Genomic DNA, 14,410 nt, shown 5'->3' with positions numbered 1-14,410 from the left:
CCGGCCACAGTAGCGCCTTGAGGATGTGCGTCCAGCCTTTTGCGATTGCGGGGGAAATCGCGCTCGGGCGGTTGCCGGGTGGTTGCGGGCGGGCGTCGCGGAACTGGACCGGGCGCGCGTTTGATGCAAGTCATGGGAGCAGGCGGCGGCCCGTGCGATCGGGGGGCGCGCGGCACCGGACGCATTTCAGGCGCGGCGCGCCGCAGCCACAGGGTTTGGAGACCGGCATGGACTACCTTGAAAACCGCACCTTCGACGAGATCGCCCCCGGCGACAGCGCGGCGCTGACCCGGACGCTCACCACCCGCGACATCGATCTCTTCGCGGTGATGTCGGGCGACGTGAACCCGGCCCACATGGATGCCGAGTTCGCCGCCGCGGCCGACAGCCACCGGATCGTGGGCCACGGCATGTGGGCGGGGGCGCTGTTCTCGACGCTTCTGGGCACCGAGCTTCCGGGCGCGGGCACGCTCTACCGGGGCCAGACGCTGCGCTTCCACGCGCCCGTGGGGCTGGGCGATACCGTCACCGCGCGCGTCACCGTGCGCGCGAAGCACGCCGAGGGGCACCGGGTGATCTTCGACTGCCGCTGCGAAGGGGCCGACGGCAGCCTGCTGATTTCGGGCGAGGCCGAGGTGGCGGCACCGACGGAGAAGATCCGCCGTGCCCGCGTGGATCTGCCCGAGGTGCAGCTGCGCCGCCGGCGCGGGGCCTACGAGGCGCTGCTGCAGGCCACCGAGGCGCTGGATCCGATCCGCACCGCCGTCGTGCACCCCTGCGATGCGGTCTCGCTGGGCGGCGCGCTTCAGGCGGCCCGGCTCGGGCTGATCGCGCCGGTTCTGGTGGGGCCGGAGGCACGCATCCGGGCCACGGCGCAGGCGGAGGGGCTGGATCTTGACGGCGCGGAGATCGTCGATACGCCCCACAGCCACGCCTCCGCGGCCGAGGCCGTGGCGCTCGTGCGCGCCGGGCGGGCGGAGGCGCTGATGAAGGGGGCGCTGCACACCGACGAGGTGATGGGTGCCGTCGTCGACAAGGCCACCGGCCTGCGCACCGAGCGGCGCATGAGCCATGTCTTCGCGCTGGACGTGCCCAGCTACCCCAAGCCGCTGTTCATCACCGACGCCGCGATCAACATCTTCCCCGATCTCGCCGTGAAGGCCGACATCGTGCAGAACGCCATCGAACTGGTGCGCAGCATGGGGGTGGCGGTGCCGAAGGTGGCGATCCTCTCCGCCGTGGAAACGATCATGCCGAAGATCCCTTCCACCGTTGAGGCCTCGGCGCTCTGCAAGATGGCCGATCGCGGCCAGATCACCGGCGGGCTGCTGGACGGGCCGCTGGCGTTCGACAACGCGATCTCGCTGGCCGCGGCGCAGACGAAGGGCATCACCTCGCCCGTGGCCGGGCAGGCCGACATTCTCGTGGCGCCGGATCTGGAGGCGGGCAACATGATCGCGAAGCAGCTGATGTACCTGGCCGGAGCGGAGAGCGCCGGGCTGGTGCTCGGCGCGCGGGTGCCGATCATGCTCACCAGCCGCGCCGACGGCGAGATTTCCCGCGTGGCTTCGGCCGCCATGGCGCAGCTTTTCGTGCGCCGCAAGCCGGAGCTTTCCGCATGAGCCGCGCGATCCTTGTTCTGAATGCCGGCTCGTCCTCTCTGAAGTTCGGCCTCTACGATGCTGAAACCCAATCCGAAATCCTCTCCGGGCAGGCCGAGCGCATCGGCGCGGGGCCAAGGATCGCCCTTGCTGGTGAGGTGCAGGAGACGGGCCTGCCTACCGAGGCCGGCCACGGCGCCGTCCTGGCCTGGGTCATCGCGCGGCTGCTGGCGCAGGGGGCGGATCTGGAGATCGCCGCGGTGGGCCACCGCATCGTGCATGGCGGGCGGGAGTATGGCGCGCCCTGCGTGTTGGGGCCCGAGGACATGGCGCGGCTCGAAGCCCTCGTGCCGCTCGCGCCCGCCCACCAGCCGCACAACCTCGCCGGGGTGCGGGCGGCGCAGGCGGCTTTGCCGCAGGCGGTTCAGGTGGGCTGTTTCGACACCGCCTTCCACCGCAGCCAGCCGCGCCTTGCGCAGATCTTCGCGATCCCGCGCGAACTGACCGCCGAAGGCATCCTGCGCTACGGGTTCCACGGGCTGTCCTACGAGCATATCGCCGCGCAACTCCCCGTGATCGCGGGGAAAAACGTTGAGCGCGCCGTCGTGCTGCACCTCGGTCACGGGGCTTCGGCCTGCGCGCTTCGCAATGGCAGAAGCCACGCCACGAGCATGGGGTTCACCGCGCTGGACGGGCTGGTGATGGGCAAGCGCTGCGGCAGCATCGATCCGGGGGTGCTGCTGCACCTGATGCGCGAGAAGGGCTACGGGCCCGGAACGCTCGAGGCGCTTCTGGGCGGGCAGTCGGGGCTTCTGGGCGTGTCGGGTCTGTCGAGCGACATGCGCGACCTGCTGGCGAGCGAGGCGCCGGAGGCCCGCGAGGCGGTGGATCTCTTCGTCTACCGCGCGGTGGGGTGCGTGGCCGAAATGGCCGCGGCGCTCGGCGGGATCGACGCGCTGGTGTTCACCGCAGGCATCGGCGAGCACGCGGCCCCTGTCCGGCAGGCCATTCTCGAAGGCTGTTCATGGCTCGGTTTCACGCCGGATGCGGTGCGAAACGCCGAGCATGGCCCGGAGATCACCGCGGAAGGGAGTGCGAAACGGGCCTTCGTGATTCCGACCGACGAGGAGGGCGTCATCGCCCGCCACGCGGCACGGCTGCTGGGATAGGAGGGGCAATGCAAACTCGGGGGAGCGGCCCTGCGCAACGGTAGCGCCGTCCCGAGGGGAGGCGCAGTCGCGCCGCCCCGTGGGGGCGGGACGGCGCGGCCCAACAGTGCCTGTTGGGCGAAACCGGACGGGATCTAATGCGTCAAAGCGCGCCCGACTCGCCCATCAGAGCGGCGAGGTGGTGGGCGCAGCCGGTGAGGGCGGCGTAATCGTCCTCGATCACCGTCACGTCGAAATTCTGCATGAACCCGGCGAAGCGGCCCTTGTCGCGGAAGGCCTCGGTGAAGCCGTGAGGGCCGTAGTGGGGCAGGAACGCGCGCGCGACGCCGCCCACGAGGTAGATGCCGCCGAAGGGCAGGTGGATCAGCGCCATGTTGCCCGCCACCGAGCCCAGGAGCCGGGTGAAGCAGGCCACGGCCTTCACGGCGCGCGCATCGGAGCCGTCGTTGGCGCCGGCCATGATGTCGGCGGCGGATTTCTCGGCCGGATCGCCGGCTTCCTTGCCGAGCCAGTCGTAGATGCGCTCCAGCCCGCGGCCCGAGATCGCATCCTCCACGGAGGGAAAGCCGTGGATCGTTTCGAGGTAGGTGCACAGGCGCAGATCGTCTTCGGTGCGCGCCGGAAGGCTGGCGTGGCCGGCTTCCGACGGGGTCACGAGCCGGCCCTGCGCGGTGTCGTAGACGGCGGCGATGTTGAAGCCGGTGCCCACGCCGATCACCAGTTTCGCGGCGTTGGGGCCGGGCTGGGGCTTGTCGCCGTGGGCGTCGATCACCGGGCGCAGCACCTCGGGCGACAGGTGCCCGATCGCGTGCCCCTGCGCCTGGAGATCGTTCAGGATCGCCGTGGCCTTCGCGCCGGTGGCGCGGGCGAGCATCGGCTTGTCGATCGTCCAGTCGAGGTTCGTCATGGTGGCGACGCCATCATGCACCGGCCCGGCGGCGGCCACGCAGGCGCCGGCGCAGGCGGCCACGCCCTCGCCCTCCAGATAGGTGCGCAGGATGGTTTCCAGCCCGGGGAAATCGGCGTTGCGGAAGCGCTTGACGCTGCCGTCCTGCAGCGCGGTGCCGCGGGCGAGCGCCACGCGCGTGTTGGTGCCGCCGATGTCGGCAACGAGGCTGTATCCGGGGTCGGCGTTCACGGCGGCCATCCTCTTCGTCTTACGCGGCCAGGGCCGCTTTCAGCGCCTCATAGGAGGCTTTCGGCGTGCGCTGCAAGCTCTCGTAATCCACGTGGACGAGGCCGAAACGCTGGTCGTATCCTTCCGCCCACTCGTAGTTGTCGAGCAGGGACCACAGGAAATACCCCTTCAGGGGCACGCCCTCTGATAGCGCTAACGCGGCCTGATGCAAGTGTTTATCGATGTAGGCGATGCGGTGATCGTCCTGCACGCGGCCGTTCTCGATGGGATCGAAGCCGGCGGTGCCGTTCTCGGTGACGAAGATCGGCAGGCCCTTGGAGTATTCGTCGTTGAACATCTTCAGGAAGTGGTGAAGCCCTTCCGGGAAGATCTCCCATCCGATCGAGGTCTTCGGCAGCGGGCCGGGGACCTCTTCGTAGGAGGGCCAGGGCGCATCCGTCTCGCGCAGCAGCTTGCGGGTGTAGTAGTTCAGCCCGCACCAATCCAGCGGCGCGGTGATGGTGGCGAAATCCTCCTGCCAGCCCTTGGGCAGATGCGGCTCCAGCCCTTCGAGCACCAGCTCGGGGTATGCGCCCTTGAAGACGCCGGAGATGAAGAAGCGGTTGAAGATCGCGTCATAGCGCGCGGCGGCGCGGCGGCTGCCATCGCTGTCATCGGCGGGCAGGGCGTATTCGGCGTTGAAGACGCAGCCGAGGTTCTTGATCCCCATGGCGCGCATCCGCTCGATGGCGGTGCCGTGGGCGAAGTTCACGTGGTGCATGGCGCGGGCGGCGGCGCGGATGTCGCGCAGGCCGGGGGCGTGGATGCCGTGGAAATGGCTCAGCCAGGCCACGCACCACGGCTCGTTGATCGGGGCCACGGAATACATCCTGTCTCCGATGCGGCCCATGATGACTTCGGCGAAATCGCCGAACCACTGGGCGATGTCGCGGTTCGTCCAGCCGCCCATGTCCGCCAGCGCGCTGGGAAGCTCCCAATGGTAGAGCGTGGCGCAGGGCTTCAGGCCGGCCTCCAGCAGCGAATCCGTGAGCCGGTCGTAGAAATCGAGCCCCTCTGGGTTCACCGCGCCGCGCCCCTCCGGCATCACCCGCGCCCAGCTGGTGGAGAAGCGGTACATGTCGAAGCCCGCCTCCTTCATCAGGGCGATGTCTTCCGGGTAGCGGTGGTAGTGATCCACCGCGCGCGCGCCGTTCTCGGCGCGGGCCACGTTGCCGGGCGTGGCGGCGAAAGTGTCCCAGTGGGTGGAGCCGGCACCGCCGAAGGCGTGGCCTTCGATCTGGTAGCTCGAGGTTGCGGCCCCGAACAGGAAACCTTCCGGGAAATCGGAGCGTTTGATGGTGAGGGTCATGTGAATTCCTTGGCGGCGGGGCCGGTGGAGAGGCCGAGGGTCAGGTCCGTTTCCCACAGTTCCTGGACGGGGGGAAGGTCCGGGTTGGCGATGTGATCCAGCACGATCTCGGCGCAGCGCCGCCCGGCGGCCCGCACGGAGGATTTCGTGGCGGTGAACATGGGGATTTCGTCGCCGTTGCGCAGGTAGGAGAGATCGTCGTCATGGGTGACGATCGACACGTCCTTCCCGATCTTCAGCCCGGCCTGCGAGACCGCGCGGCGCACGCCGATGGCGGAGATGTAGGAGGACACGAGGAAGGCCGTGGGGGCCTCGGGCAGCGCCAGCATCTCGCGGGCGCTGCGGTAGGCGTTCTGTTCCGTCATCTCCTGCGCCGACATCAGCTCGGGCCGCGGGCGCACGTTGCGCGCGGCGAGCGCGGCCTCGTAGCCGAGGCGCCGGCGCCGGGCGAAATCCATCGACTCGATGCCGTTGATCAGGGCGATCCGCCGGTGGCCCAGGTCGAGCAGGAAATCCGTGGCCCGGCGGAAGGAGTGGCCGTTGTTGATGTCGACCCAGGAATAGGGGCGCGTGTCGTTGCCGGCGCGGCCGTGGACGACGAAGGGCAGGCCGATCTCCATCAGCAGTTCGATCCGGGGATCGTTTTCGCGCGGGCCGTGCACGATGATGCCGTCCACCGAGCCCTTGGTGGCCATCTCCCGGTAGGCGGCCTCCTCGTCTTCATCGTTCACCACCGACAGCAGCATGTCGTAGCCCGAGCGGGAATAGGTCTCCCCGGCGCCGGCGATGAAATCGGCGAAGATCGGGTTCACCATCTCGTGCTTGGAGGAGATCGGGATCACGTGGCCGATGGCCATCGACCGCCCCGTGGCCAGGCTGCGCGCCCGGCTGGAGGGCGCGTAATTGTATTTCTTCGCCGCCGCCATCACCTTCTGGCGCGTGGCTTCGCTCACCTCGGGATAGCCGTTCAGGGCACGGCTCACCGTGGTCTGCGAGAGGCCGAGAAGGCTGGAGAGTTCCTTGAGGTTCATGTGGCGGAGAATGCCAAAGCGCTTTGAGTCACGCAAGGGGGCAGAGGGGCAGGATTGCTGCCTTTTTTCGATGTGCCCGGACGGCGCGCCGAAAAACGCCACCGGAAATATTGGAAAAATGGCCGAAACACGCGAAGTGAATCGTTGACTCTGGCCCGCCGTTGTGCGTTTTTGAAATGGTTCAAAGCGCTTTGGGAAATTTCAGCGGATTGGCCGCTGCCCCGCAAGTGGCTTTCGGCCGGGGAAGGACCCGGCACATTGACGTTCAATAGGGAACACGGGAGGACATCCTTATGAAACATGCACTCTATGCAGGTGTGGCCGCGATGGCCCTGGCGGCAGGCGCCGCCCAGGCCGAGCAGCTCACCGTCTTCGGCCCCTGGCTCGGCCCGGACCAGGAAAACGTGGAAAAGGTGCTGGCCGCCTTCGCCGAGAAATCCGGCCATGACGTGCGCTACGTCGGCTCCGACAGCTTCGAGCAGCAGATCCTCGTGGACGCCGAAGCCGGCTCCGCCCCCAACATCGCGGTCTTCCCGCAGCCGGGCCTTGCCGCCGATTTCGCAAGCCGCGGCTTCCTGACCCCGCTGAAGGAAGGCACCGCCGACTGGATCCGTGAAAACTACGCCGCCGGCCAGTCCTGGGTCGATCTGGGCACCTACGCCGGCCCCGACGGCTCCGAGAACCTCTACGGCTTCTTCTACAAGGTCGATGTGAAATCCCTCGTCTGGTACGTGCCGGAGAACTTCGAGGATGCCGGCTACGAAGTGCCGGAAACCATGGAAGAGCTGAAGGCGCTCACCGATCAGATCGTCGCCGACGGCGGCACCCCTTGGTGCATCGGCCTCGGCTCCGGCGGCGCGACCGGCTGGCCAGCCACCGATTGGGTGGAAGACATGATGCTGCGCACGCAGACGCCGGACGTCTACGACCAGTGGGTCAGCAACGAGATCCCCTTCACCGATGAGCGCGTCGTCGCCGCCATCGAGGAGTTCGGCCATTTCGCGCGCAACGACGCCTACGTGGCCGGTGGCGCCGGGGCCGTGGCCTCGACCGACTTCCGCGACAGCCCCAAGGGCCTCTTCTCCTCGCCGCCGCAGTGCTACATGCACCGCCAGGCGAGCTTCATCCCGGCCTTCTTCCCGGAAGGCACCGTGGTGGGTGAGGATGCTGATTTCTTCTACTTCCCGGCCTATGCCGAGAAGGATCTGGGCTCCCCGGTTCTGGGCGCCGGCACCGTCTGGGCCATCACCAACGAGAACCAGGCCGCCCATGACCTGATCGCCTACCTGCAGGAGCCGGAAGCCCACGAGATCTGGATGGCGCTGCAAGGTTTCCTCACCCCGCACAAGGGCGTGGACACCTCCGTCTTCTCCGATCCGACCCTGAAGAAGATGAACGACATCCTGCTGGGGGCCACCACCTTCCGCTTCGACGGCTCCGACCTGATGCCGGGCGGCGTGGGCGCGGGCTCTTTCTGGACCGGCATGGTGGACTACGCCGGCGGCAAGGATGCGGCCGAAGTGGCGGCCGAGATCCAGGCCAGCTGGGACGCGCTGAAGTAAGGCGCTTCCTCCCCGACTGACGGAGCGCGCGGGCGATCTGCGCGCTCCCCTTTCCCCAAGCCCAACATCTTCACGGCGGAGGCCCCCCATGCACCCGGCTTTGCAGGGCCTGCTGACCATTGCTATCGGCGTCAGCGGCTGTATCGGTTACTTCTACTTCTCGAACCTGATCCTGGATCGCTTCATCTTTCCGGCGAAGGGGCCCAACGCGGGCCGCAACATCACCCGCGCCAACATGGTTCGCCCGTGGCTGTTCCTGTTGCCCGCGATCATCGCGCTGGGGCTCTACCTCGCCTATCCCGTGATCGAAACGCTGCGGCTGTCGCTCACCGAGCGCGTGCCGGTGCCCGGCGGCGGGCCGGGGGAATACGCCTACAACTGGGTTGGGGCAGAAAACTACGTGAAGATGATGGCCGAGCCCAAGTTCTGGGAAGCCATGCGCAACAACATGCTGTGGCTCATCGTCGTGCCGGCCTTCTCCACCGCCTTCGGCCTGCTGGCCGCCCAGCTCACCGACCGGCTCAGCTGGGGCAACGTGGCGAAATCGCTGATCTTCATGCCCATGGCGATCTCCTTCGTGGGCGCCTCGGTGATCTGGAAGCTCGTCTACGACGCCCGCCCGGAAGGGCAGGAGCAGATCGGCATCCTCAATGCCATCGTCACCAGCTTCGGCGGCGAGCCGCAGACCTGGCTCACCATTCCCTTCTGGAACAGCTTCTTCCTGATGGTGGTGCTGATCTGGATCCAGACCGGCTTCGCCATGGTGATCCTGTCGGCCGCCCTGCGCGGCATTCCCGAGGAAACCGTGGAAGCCGCCATCGTGGACGGCGCCAACCCGTTCCAGATCTTCTTCAAGATCAAGGTGCCGCAGATCAAGTCCACCATCATGGTGGTCTGGACGACGATCACGCTCGTGGTGCTCAAGGTCTTCGACATCGTCTTCGCCATGACCAACGGCCAGTGGGAGACGCAGGTTCTGGCCAACTACATGTTCGACAAGCTGTTCCGCGCCAACGACTGGGGCATCGGCTCCGCCAGCGCCATGGTCATCATGCTGCTCGTGACGCCGATCCTCGTGTGGAACGTCCGCAACGCCCGCAAGGAGATGCGCTGATGGATAATATCGCAGGTTCCAAATCCTCCCTTCAATGGGCGGTGCAGCTCTCCGTGATCGCGCTGGTGCTGCTGTGGCTCTTCCCCACCGTCGGGCTGCTCGTTTCCTCCTTCCGCACCGCCGACCAGATCGCCACCAGCGGCTGGTGGAAGGCGATGTTTCCCTCCGAGCAGAACCTCGTGATCCGCGCCGCCGACCCGGACGACGAGGGCGTGCAGGTGCAGCAGGGCGATCTCTGGGTGATCGAGGGCAACCTCTTTGCGCTCGACGGGCGCAGCCAGGGCGAAATCAGCGTCTGGGGCACCTCCTCGCGCGAGATCGACGCCTACGCCGCCGGCGAGACGGCCGAGCTGAAGGACGGCCAGCAACTGACCGTCGAGGCCAACGGCGACTACCGCCTCACCGCGCCCGAGCAGATGACGGGGCGGGGGCAGCGCGTCTTCCTCACCGCCGTCGCCCCGCCGGAGTTCACGCTGGACAACTACCACTCCATGCTGCTGGATCCCAACAACAGCGAGGGCATGGCCAAGGCATTCTTCAACACGCTCACGGTGACGATCCCGGCCACGGTGATCCCGATCCTGATCGCGGCCTTCGCGGCCTATGCGCTGGCGTGGATGGATTTTCCCGGCCGGGCGATCCTGATCGCCATCGTCGTGGGCCTGCTGGTGGTGCCGCTGCAGCTGGCGCTCATCCCGCTGCTGAAGTTCCACAACAACATCGGCATCGGCAAGGGCTACCTCGGGGTCTGGCTGGCGCATACCGGCTTCGGCCTGCCGCTGGCGATCTACCTGTTGCGCAACTACATGGCAGGCCTGCCGCGCGACATCATCGAGAACGCCAAGGTGGACGGCGCGTCGGATTTCCAGATCTTCACCCGGATCATCCTGCCGCTCTCCTTCCCGGCGCTCGCCAGCTTCGCGATCTTCCAGTTCCTCTGGACGTGGAACGATCTGCTGGTGGCCAAGGTGTTCCTGATCGACGCCTCCGGCGAAACCACGGTGATGACGAACAAGATCGTCGAACTGCTGGGCACCCGCGGCGGCAACTGGGAAATCCTCGCAACGGCGGCCTTCGTTTCGATCGCCATGCCGCTGCTCGTCTTCTTCGCAATGCAACGATACCTCGTACGCGGCCTGCTGGCCGGATCGGTGAAATAGGATGTCTATCGCAATGAACATGCAAAGCGGCACGCTGCACGCAAACGTCGCACTCGACAAGGATTGGTGGCGCGGGGCGGTGATCTACCAGATCTATCCGCGCTCCTTCCAGGACAGCAACGGAGACGGGATCGGCGATCTGCGCGGCATCGTGCAGCGCATCCCCTACATCGCCAGCCTCGGCGTGGACGCGATCTGGATTTCGCCCTTCTTCACCTCGCCGATGAAGGATTTCGGCTACGACGTGAGCAACTACTGCGACGTGGATCCGATGTTCGGCACGATCCAGGATTTCGACGCGGTGATCCAGACCGCCCACAAGCACGGCGTGAAGGTGCTGATCGATCTCGTGCTCAGCCACACCTCCGACGAACACCCGTGGTTCGTGGAAAGCCGCCTCTCGCGGGACAACGCCAAGGCCAACTGGTATGTCTGGGCCGACCCCAAGCCCGACGGCAACCCGCCCAACAACTGGCTGTCGATCTTCGGCGGCTCGGCCTGGCAGTGGGATGGCCGCCGCCAGCAGTATTACCTGCACAACTTCCTGCGCGAGCAGCCCGATCTGAACTTTCACGAACCGGCCGTGCAGGAGGCGCTGCTGGACGTGGCCCGCTTCTGGCTGGAGCGCGGGGTGAACGGCTTCCGTCTGGATACGATCAACTTCTACGTCCACGACAAGCAGCTGCGCGACAACCCGCCGCTCGCGCCCGAGCTGCGCAACGCCACGATCGCGCCGCAGGTGAACCCCTACAACCACCAGGAGCACCTCTACGACAAGAACCAGCCCGAGAACCTCGAGTTCCTGCGCAAGCTGCGCGCGGTGATGGAGCCGTTCAACGCGGCGGCCGTGGGCGAGGTGGGCGATGCCCAGCGGGGGCTCGAAATCCTCGGGCAGTATACCGCCGGCGATGACCTGATGCACATGTGCTACGCCTTCGAATTCCTCGCCAACGAGCGCCCCAGCGCGCAGGAAGTGGCGCAGGTGATGGGCCGGGTGGACGAGGTGGCCGCCGATGGCTGGCCCTGCTGGGCCTTCTCCAACCACGACGTGCGCCGCCACGCCTCGCGCTGGAACATCTCGCTGCAGGGGCAGAAGCTGATGACGACGCTGATGATGTGTCTGCGCGGCTCGGCCTGCATCTACCAGGGCGAGGAACTGGGCCTCGTGGAGGCCGATGTGGCCTTCGAAGATCTGCAGGATCCCTACGGCATCGAGTTCTGGCCCGAGTTCAAGGGCCGCGACGGCTGCCGCACGCCGATGGTCTGGGAGAACTCCAACCGGAACGCGGGCTTCTCCGAGGGCAAGCCCTGGCTGCCGGTGGCGCCCGAGCATATCGCCAGCAACGCCGCCGCGCAGGAGGAAGACCCGGAGGCGCTGCTGCACCACTACCGCAAGGCCATCGCCCTGCGCCACGCCCACGCGGCGCTGGCCAGCGGGGAGCATGACGGGGTGAAGGCCGACGGTTCGGTCGTCTATTTCACCCGTATGCACGAGGGCGAGGAGATCTTCTGCGCGTTCAACCTTTCGGACGAGCCGGCCGAGATCGGCCTGCCCGCGGGCAAATGGGCGCAGATCGGGGCCGAGGTCGGCTCCGTCGCGCCGGGGGCCGACGGGCGGGTTCAACTGGGCGGCTGGCAATGCTGCCTCGCCATCAAGGAAAGCTGAAGGAAAAGGGGGAGGGGACGATGACGGATCTCAAGCTCACCGACGTGGCCAAGTCCTATGGCGAGGTCGACGTACTGAAGGACATCAATCTCGACATCAAGGAAGGGGAGCTGATCGTCTTCGTCGGGCCCTCGGGCTGCGGCAAGTCCACGCTCCTGCGGATGATCGCGGGGCTGGAGAAGATCACCGGCGGCACGCTGGAGATCGGCGGCACCGTGGTGAACGACGTGCCGCCCGCGCAGCGCGGCATCGCCATGGTGTTCCAGTCCTACGCGCTCTACCCGCACATGACGGTGCGCGAGAACATGCAGTTCGCGCTCAAGATCGCCAAGAAGAGCCAGGCCGAGATCGACGCGGCGGTGGAGAACGCCGCGCGCATCCTGCAACTGGAACCCTACCTCGACCGCCTGCCCAAGGCGCTCTCGGGCGGGCAGCGCCAGCGGGTCGCCATCGGCCGCGCCATCGTGCGTGAACCCAGCGTCTTCCTCTTCGACGAGCCGCTCTCCAACCTCGACGCCGCCCTGCGGGTGGCGACGCGGATCGAGATCGCCCAGCTCAAGGAGGCGATGCCCGACAAGACGATGATCTACGTGACCCACGATCAGGTCGAAGCGATGACGCTGGCCAGCCGCATCGTGGTGCTGGCCAACAAGGGCATCGCGCAGGTCGGAACGCCGCTGGAGCTATACGAGCGCCCCGAGAACGAGTTCGTGGCCCAGTTCATCGGCTCCCCCGCGATGAACCTGCTGCCGGGCAAGGTGACGGGCACCGGCGCCCAGACGCAGGTGGCGCTCGCCGGCGGTGGCGTGGCCGCCTCGGCCTATCCCACCACCGAGTCCGACAAGGGCATGGCCGTGAACGTGGGCGTGCGCCCGGAGGACATGGTGATCTGCGGCCCCGACGAAGCGCCGCTCTTCACCGGCACCGTGGACATCACCGAGGCCCTGGGCGAGGTGACGCTGCTCTACTTCAAGGCCGAGGCGGGGCAGGATCCGGTGATCGCCAAGCTGCCCGGAATCCATGCGGGGCTGCGCGGCACCACGGTGAACCTGAAGGCCGATCCGGCCAAGGTGCACCTGTTCAGCAACGGCCACTCGCTGCTGTATCGCTGACGGGACGCCGCAGAACCGGAATGAAAAAAACGCCCCGCGATCGCGGGGCGTTTTTCTTTGAAGCCGTGTTCGGATCAGAACGGGATTTCGTCGTCCATGTCCGGTGCGCCGCCGCCGGCCGGGCCGCCGCCGTAGCCGCCGCCACCGGAGGGGCCGCTGTCGTAGCCGCCGCTGTAGCCGCCGCCACCGCCCTGGCCACCACCGTAGCCGCCGCCGCCACCGCCGCCTTCGCCGCGGCCGTCCAGAAGCGTCAGCTCACCCCGGTAGGGGCGCAGCACCACCTCGGTGGAGTAGCGGTCCTGGCCGGATTGATCCTGCCACTTGCGGGTCTCCAGCTGGCCCTCGATGTAGACCTTGGAGCCCTTGCGCAGATATTGCTCCGCGATCCGGGCCAGCGGCTCGGAGAAGATCGCCACGGAGTGCCACTCCGTGCGTTCGCGGCGCTCGCCGGTGTTGCGGTCTTTCCAGGTTTCAGAGGTGGCGATGCGCAGGTTGCAGACCTTGCCCCCGTTCTGGAAGGTGCGCACTTCCGGGTCGCGCCCCAGATTGCCCACCAGAATGACCTTGTTTACCGAGCCTGCCATGACATCCCCTTCGATTCCTTCCGTCGTGTTGGAAGGACGTTACACCACCCGCGCAGGGGTAAGAAAAGGCTAAAACCTCTCCGGACTGGCCCGAACCCGAAAAATCTGTATATTGCCGGGCGAGGTATAGGTGAGGCGAGCAATGAAACGCACGTTGAGCGCAGTATCCATTTTTGTGTTTGCGTTTTCTTCCTGGGCGGCGGCGGAGTCGTCCTCCGTGAAATCGAAATCCCGTTCGGCGCTTTTCCAGTCGCAGCTCTCGGTGCTCGACGGGCGCGCGGCCACGCAATACGCCGGCTCTTCGCGCCTGCTGCCGAACTCGATCACCAGCAGCATCAATGCCGCCATCCCGCGCTACACGGGGAAGTATCGGGGCGAATACATGCGCATGGCCCGCGAGGCGGCGCGCAAGCATGCCATTCCCGAGGATCTGTTCCTGCGCCTCGTGCAGCAGGAGAGCGGCTGGAACGCGCGGGCGAAATCCCACAAGGGCGCGCTCGGGCTGGCGCAGCTGATGCCGGCCACGGCGCGTTCGCTGCGGGTCGATCCACTCAACCCCAAGCAGAACCTGGAAGGCGGCGCCCGCTATCTGAAGCAGCAATACGACCGGTTCGGCTCATGGCGGCTGGCGCTGGCGGCCTACAATGCCGGGCCCGAGGCCGTAGTGAAATACGGCGGCGTGCCGCCCTACCGCGAGACGCGCAACTACGTGAAGAAAATTCTCGGGAGTTGACCTTGGCCCTACATTGCGGCCTTACGTTGCGTAAGGCGCGCGTTTTTGGCGCAAGCTGTTATAAAGACACGAGAGTATGGGGGGAATCCCCCTGACTCGACAGGTCAAAGCGTTCGAAGCCACCACTACTCACGGGGCACGGAACGCCGAAAAGGGGGGTGTGCAGACCCCCCTTTTTGTTTGCCGATCCAA

The 14,410-nt window shown here is 66.8% G+C and carries 12 protein-coding genes; 8 read left to right on the top strand and 4 right to left on the bottom strand.

Annotated elements, in window-relative coordinates; genetic code table 11:
- Positions 1-227: 227 nt before the first annotated feature.
- A complete protein-coding gene (locus PSA7680_RS08105) occupies positions 228-1,622 on the top strand; it encodes a bifunctional enoyl-CoA hydratase/phosphate acetyltransferase (protein ID WP_085868207.1) in 1,395 nt (464 codons plus the stop codon).
- Complete coding sequence (locus PSA7680_RS08100; RefSeq protein ID WP_085868205.1) at positions 1,619-2,770, top strand: acetate/propionate family kinase; 1,152 nt, start codon at positions 1,619-1,621, stop codon at positions 2,768-2,770. The genes PSA7680_RS08105 and PSA7680_RS08100 overlap by 4 nt, the downstream gene beginning before the upstream one ends.
- A gap of 142 nt (positions 2,771-2,912) precedes the next feature.
- Here PSA7680_RS08100 and PSA7680_RS08095 read toward each other — a convergent pair whose 3' ends face one another.
- From PSA7680_RS08095 to PSA7680_RS08085, 3 genes are read right to left on the bottom strand one after another with little or no spacing between them, the layout of a single operon-like run.
- Positions 2,913-3,908: a glucokinase gene (locus tag PSA7680_RS08095; protein ID WP_370738543.1), complete on the bottom strand. Its 996-nt coding sequence runs from the start codon at positions 3,906-3,908 to the stop codon at positions 2,913-2,915.
- A 19-nt stretch (positions 3,909-3,927) separates the two neighbouring features.
- Positions 3,928-5,256 (bottom strand): GH1 family beta-glucosidase, encoded by a 1,329-nt coding sequence (locus PSA7680_RS08090; protein WP_085868201.1) that lies wholly within the window; start codon positions 5,254-5,256, stop codon positions 3,928-3,930.
- A complete protein-coding gene (locus tag PSA7680_RS08085) occupies positions 5,253-6,287 on the bottom strand; it encodes a substrate-binding domain-containing protein (protein ID WP_085868200.1) in 1,035 nt (344 codons plus the stop codon). The genes PSA7680_RS08090 and PSA7680_RS08085 overlap by 4 nt, the downstream gene beginning before the upstream one ends.
- 293 nt (positions 6,288-6,580) lie before the next feature.
- On the opposite strand from PSA7680_RS08085, the gene PSA7680_RS08080 reads away from it, so the two are divergent.
- From PSA7680_RS08080 to PSA7680_RS08060, 5 genes are all read left to right on the top strand, one after another.
- Positions 6,581-7,849: an ABC transporter substrate-binding protein gene (locus PSA7680_RS08080; RefSeq protein ID WP_085868198.1), complete on the top strand. Its 1,269-nt coding sequence runs from the start codon at positions 6,581-6,583 to the stop codon at positions 7,847-7,849.
- Positions 7,850-7,937: 88 nt separating this feature from the next.
- Positions 7,938-8,963, top strand: a complete 1,026-nt coding sequence (locus tag PSA7680_RS08075) for a carbohydrate ABC transporter permease (RefSeq protein WP_085868196.1) — start codon at positions 7,938-7,940, stop codon at positions 8,961-8,963.
- Positions 8,963-10,123, top strand: coding sequence for a carbohydrate ABC transporter permease (locus PSA7680_RS08070; protein WP_085868194.1), 1,161 nt, complete (start codon positions 8,963-8,965; stop codon positions 10,121-10,123). The genes PSA7680_RS08075 and PSA7680_RS08070 overlap by 1 nt, the downstream gene beginning before the upstream one ends.
- A gap of 13 nt (positions 10,124-10,136) precedes the next feature.
- Positions 10,137-11,789 carry an alpha-glucosidase gene (locus PSA7680_RS08065; RefSeq protein ID WP_085868192.1) on the top strand — a complete coding sequence of 551 codons (1,653 nt, stop codon included), beginning with the start codon at positions 10,137-10,139 and terminating at the stop codon, positions 11,787-11,789.
- 20 nt (positions 11,790-11,809) lie between these two features.
- The gene (locus PSA7680_RS08060; protein WP_085868191.1) at positions 11,810-12,901 is read left to right on the top strand and encodes an ABC transporter ATP-binding protein; all 1,092 of its coding nucleotides are present in this window, start codon (positions 11,810-11,812) and stop codon (positions 12,899-12,901) included.
- A gap of 74 nt (positions 12,902-12,975) precedes the next feature.
- On the opposite strand, the gene ssb is transcribed toward PSA7680_RS08060, so the two are convergent.
- Entirely contained in the window at positions 12,976-13,485 is a 510-nt protein-coding gene (gene ssb, locus PSA7680_RS08055) for a single-stranded DNA-binding protein (protein WP_085868189.1), read from the bottom strand.
- A 142-nt stretch (positions 13,486-13,627) separates the two neighbouring features.
- Here ssb and PSA7680_RS08050 point away from each other — a divergent pair, with 142 nt between their 5' ends.
- Positions 13,628-14,218 (top strand): lytic transglycosylase domain-containing protein, encoded by a 591-nt coding sequence (locus tag PSA7680_RS08050; RefSeq protein WP_085868187.1) that lies wholly within the window; start codon positions 13,628-13,630, stop codon positions 14,216-14,218.
- The last annotated feature ends 192 nt before the right edge of the window (positions 14,219-14,410 follow it).

Source organism: Pseudoruegeria aquimaris (assembly GCF_900172235.1).
GTDB lineage: Bacteria > Pseudomonadota > Alphaproteobacteria > Rhodobacterales > Rhodobacteraceae > Pseudoruegeria > Pseudoruegeria aquimaris.
This window is presented reverse-complemented; position numbering and strand designations above follow the sequence as displayed.

Coding starts and splice junctions, on each gene's coding strand:
- PSA7680_RS08075 (WP_085868196.1), top strand. CDS start 7,938: ATGCACCCGGCTTTGCAGGGCCTGCTGACCATTGCTATCGGCGTCAGC.
- PSA7680_RS08060 (WP_085868191.1), top strand. CDS start 11,810: ATGACGGATCTCAAGCTCACCGACGTGGCCAAGTCCTATGGCGAGGTC.
- PSA7680_RS08065 (WP_085868192.1), top strand. CDS start 10,137: ATGAACATGCAAAGCGGCACGCTGCACGCAAACGTCGCACTCGACAAG.
- PSA7680_RS08105 (WP_085868207.1), top strand. CDS start 228: ATGGACTACCTTGAAAACCGCACCTTCGACGAGATCGCCCCCGGCGAC.
- PSA7680_RS08080 (WP_085868198.1), top strand. CDS start 6,581: ATGAAACATGCACTCTATGCAGGTGTGGCCGCGATGGCCCTGGCGGCA.
- PSA7680_RS08085 (WP_085868200.1), bottom strand. CDS start 6,287: ATGAACCTCAAGGAACTCTCCAGCCTTCTCGGCCTCTCGCAGACCACG.
- ssb (WP_085868189.1), bottom strand. CDS start 13,485: ATGGCAGGCTCGGTAAACAAGGTCATTCTGGTGGGCAATCTGGGGCGC.
- PSA7680_RS08070 (WP_085868194.1), top strand. CDS start 8,963: ATGGATAATATCGCAGGTTCCAAATCCTCCCTTCAATGGGCGGTGCAG.
- PSA7680_RS08100 (WP_085868205.1), top strand. CDS start 1,619: ATGAGCCGCGCGATCCTTGTTCTGAATGCCGGCTCGTCCTCTCTGAAG.
- PSA7680_RS08090 (WP_085868201.1), bottom strand. CDS start 5,256: ATGACCCTCACCATCAAACGCTCCGATTTCCCGGAAGGTTTCCTGTTC.
- PSA7680_RS08050 (WP_085868187.1), top strand. CDS start 13,628: ATGAAACGCACGTTGAGCGCAGTATCCATTTTTGTGTTTGCGTTTTCT.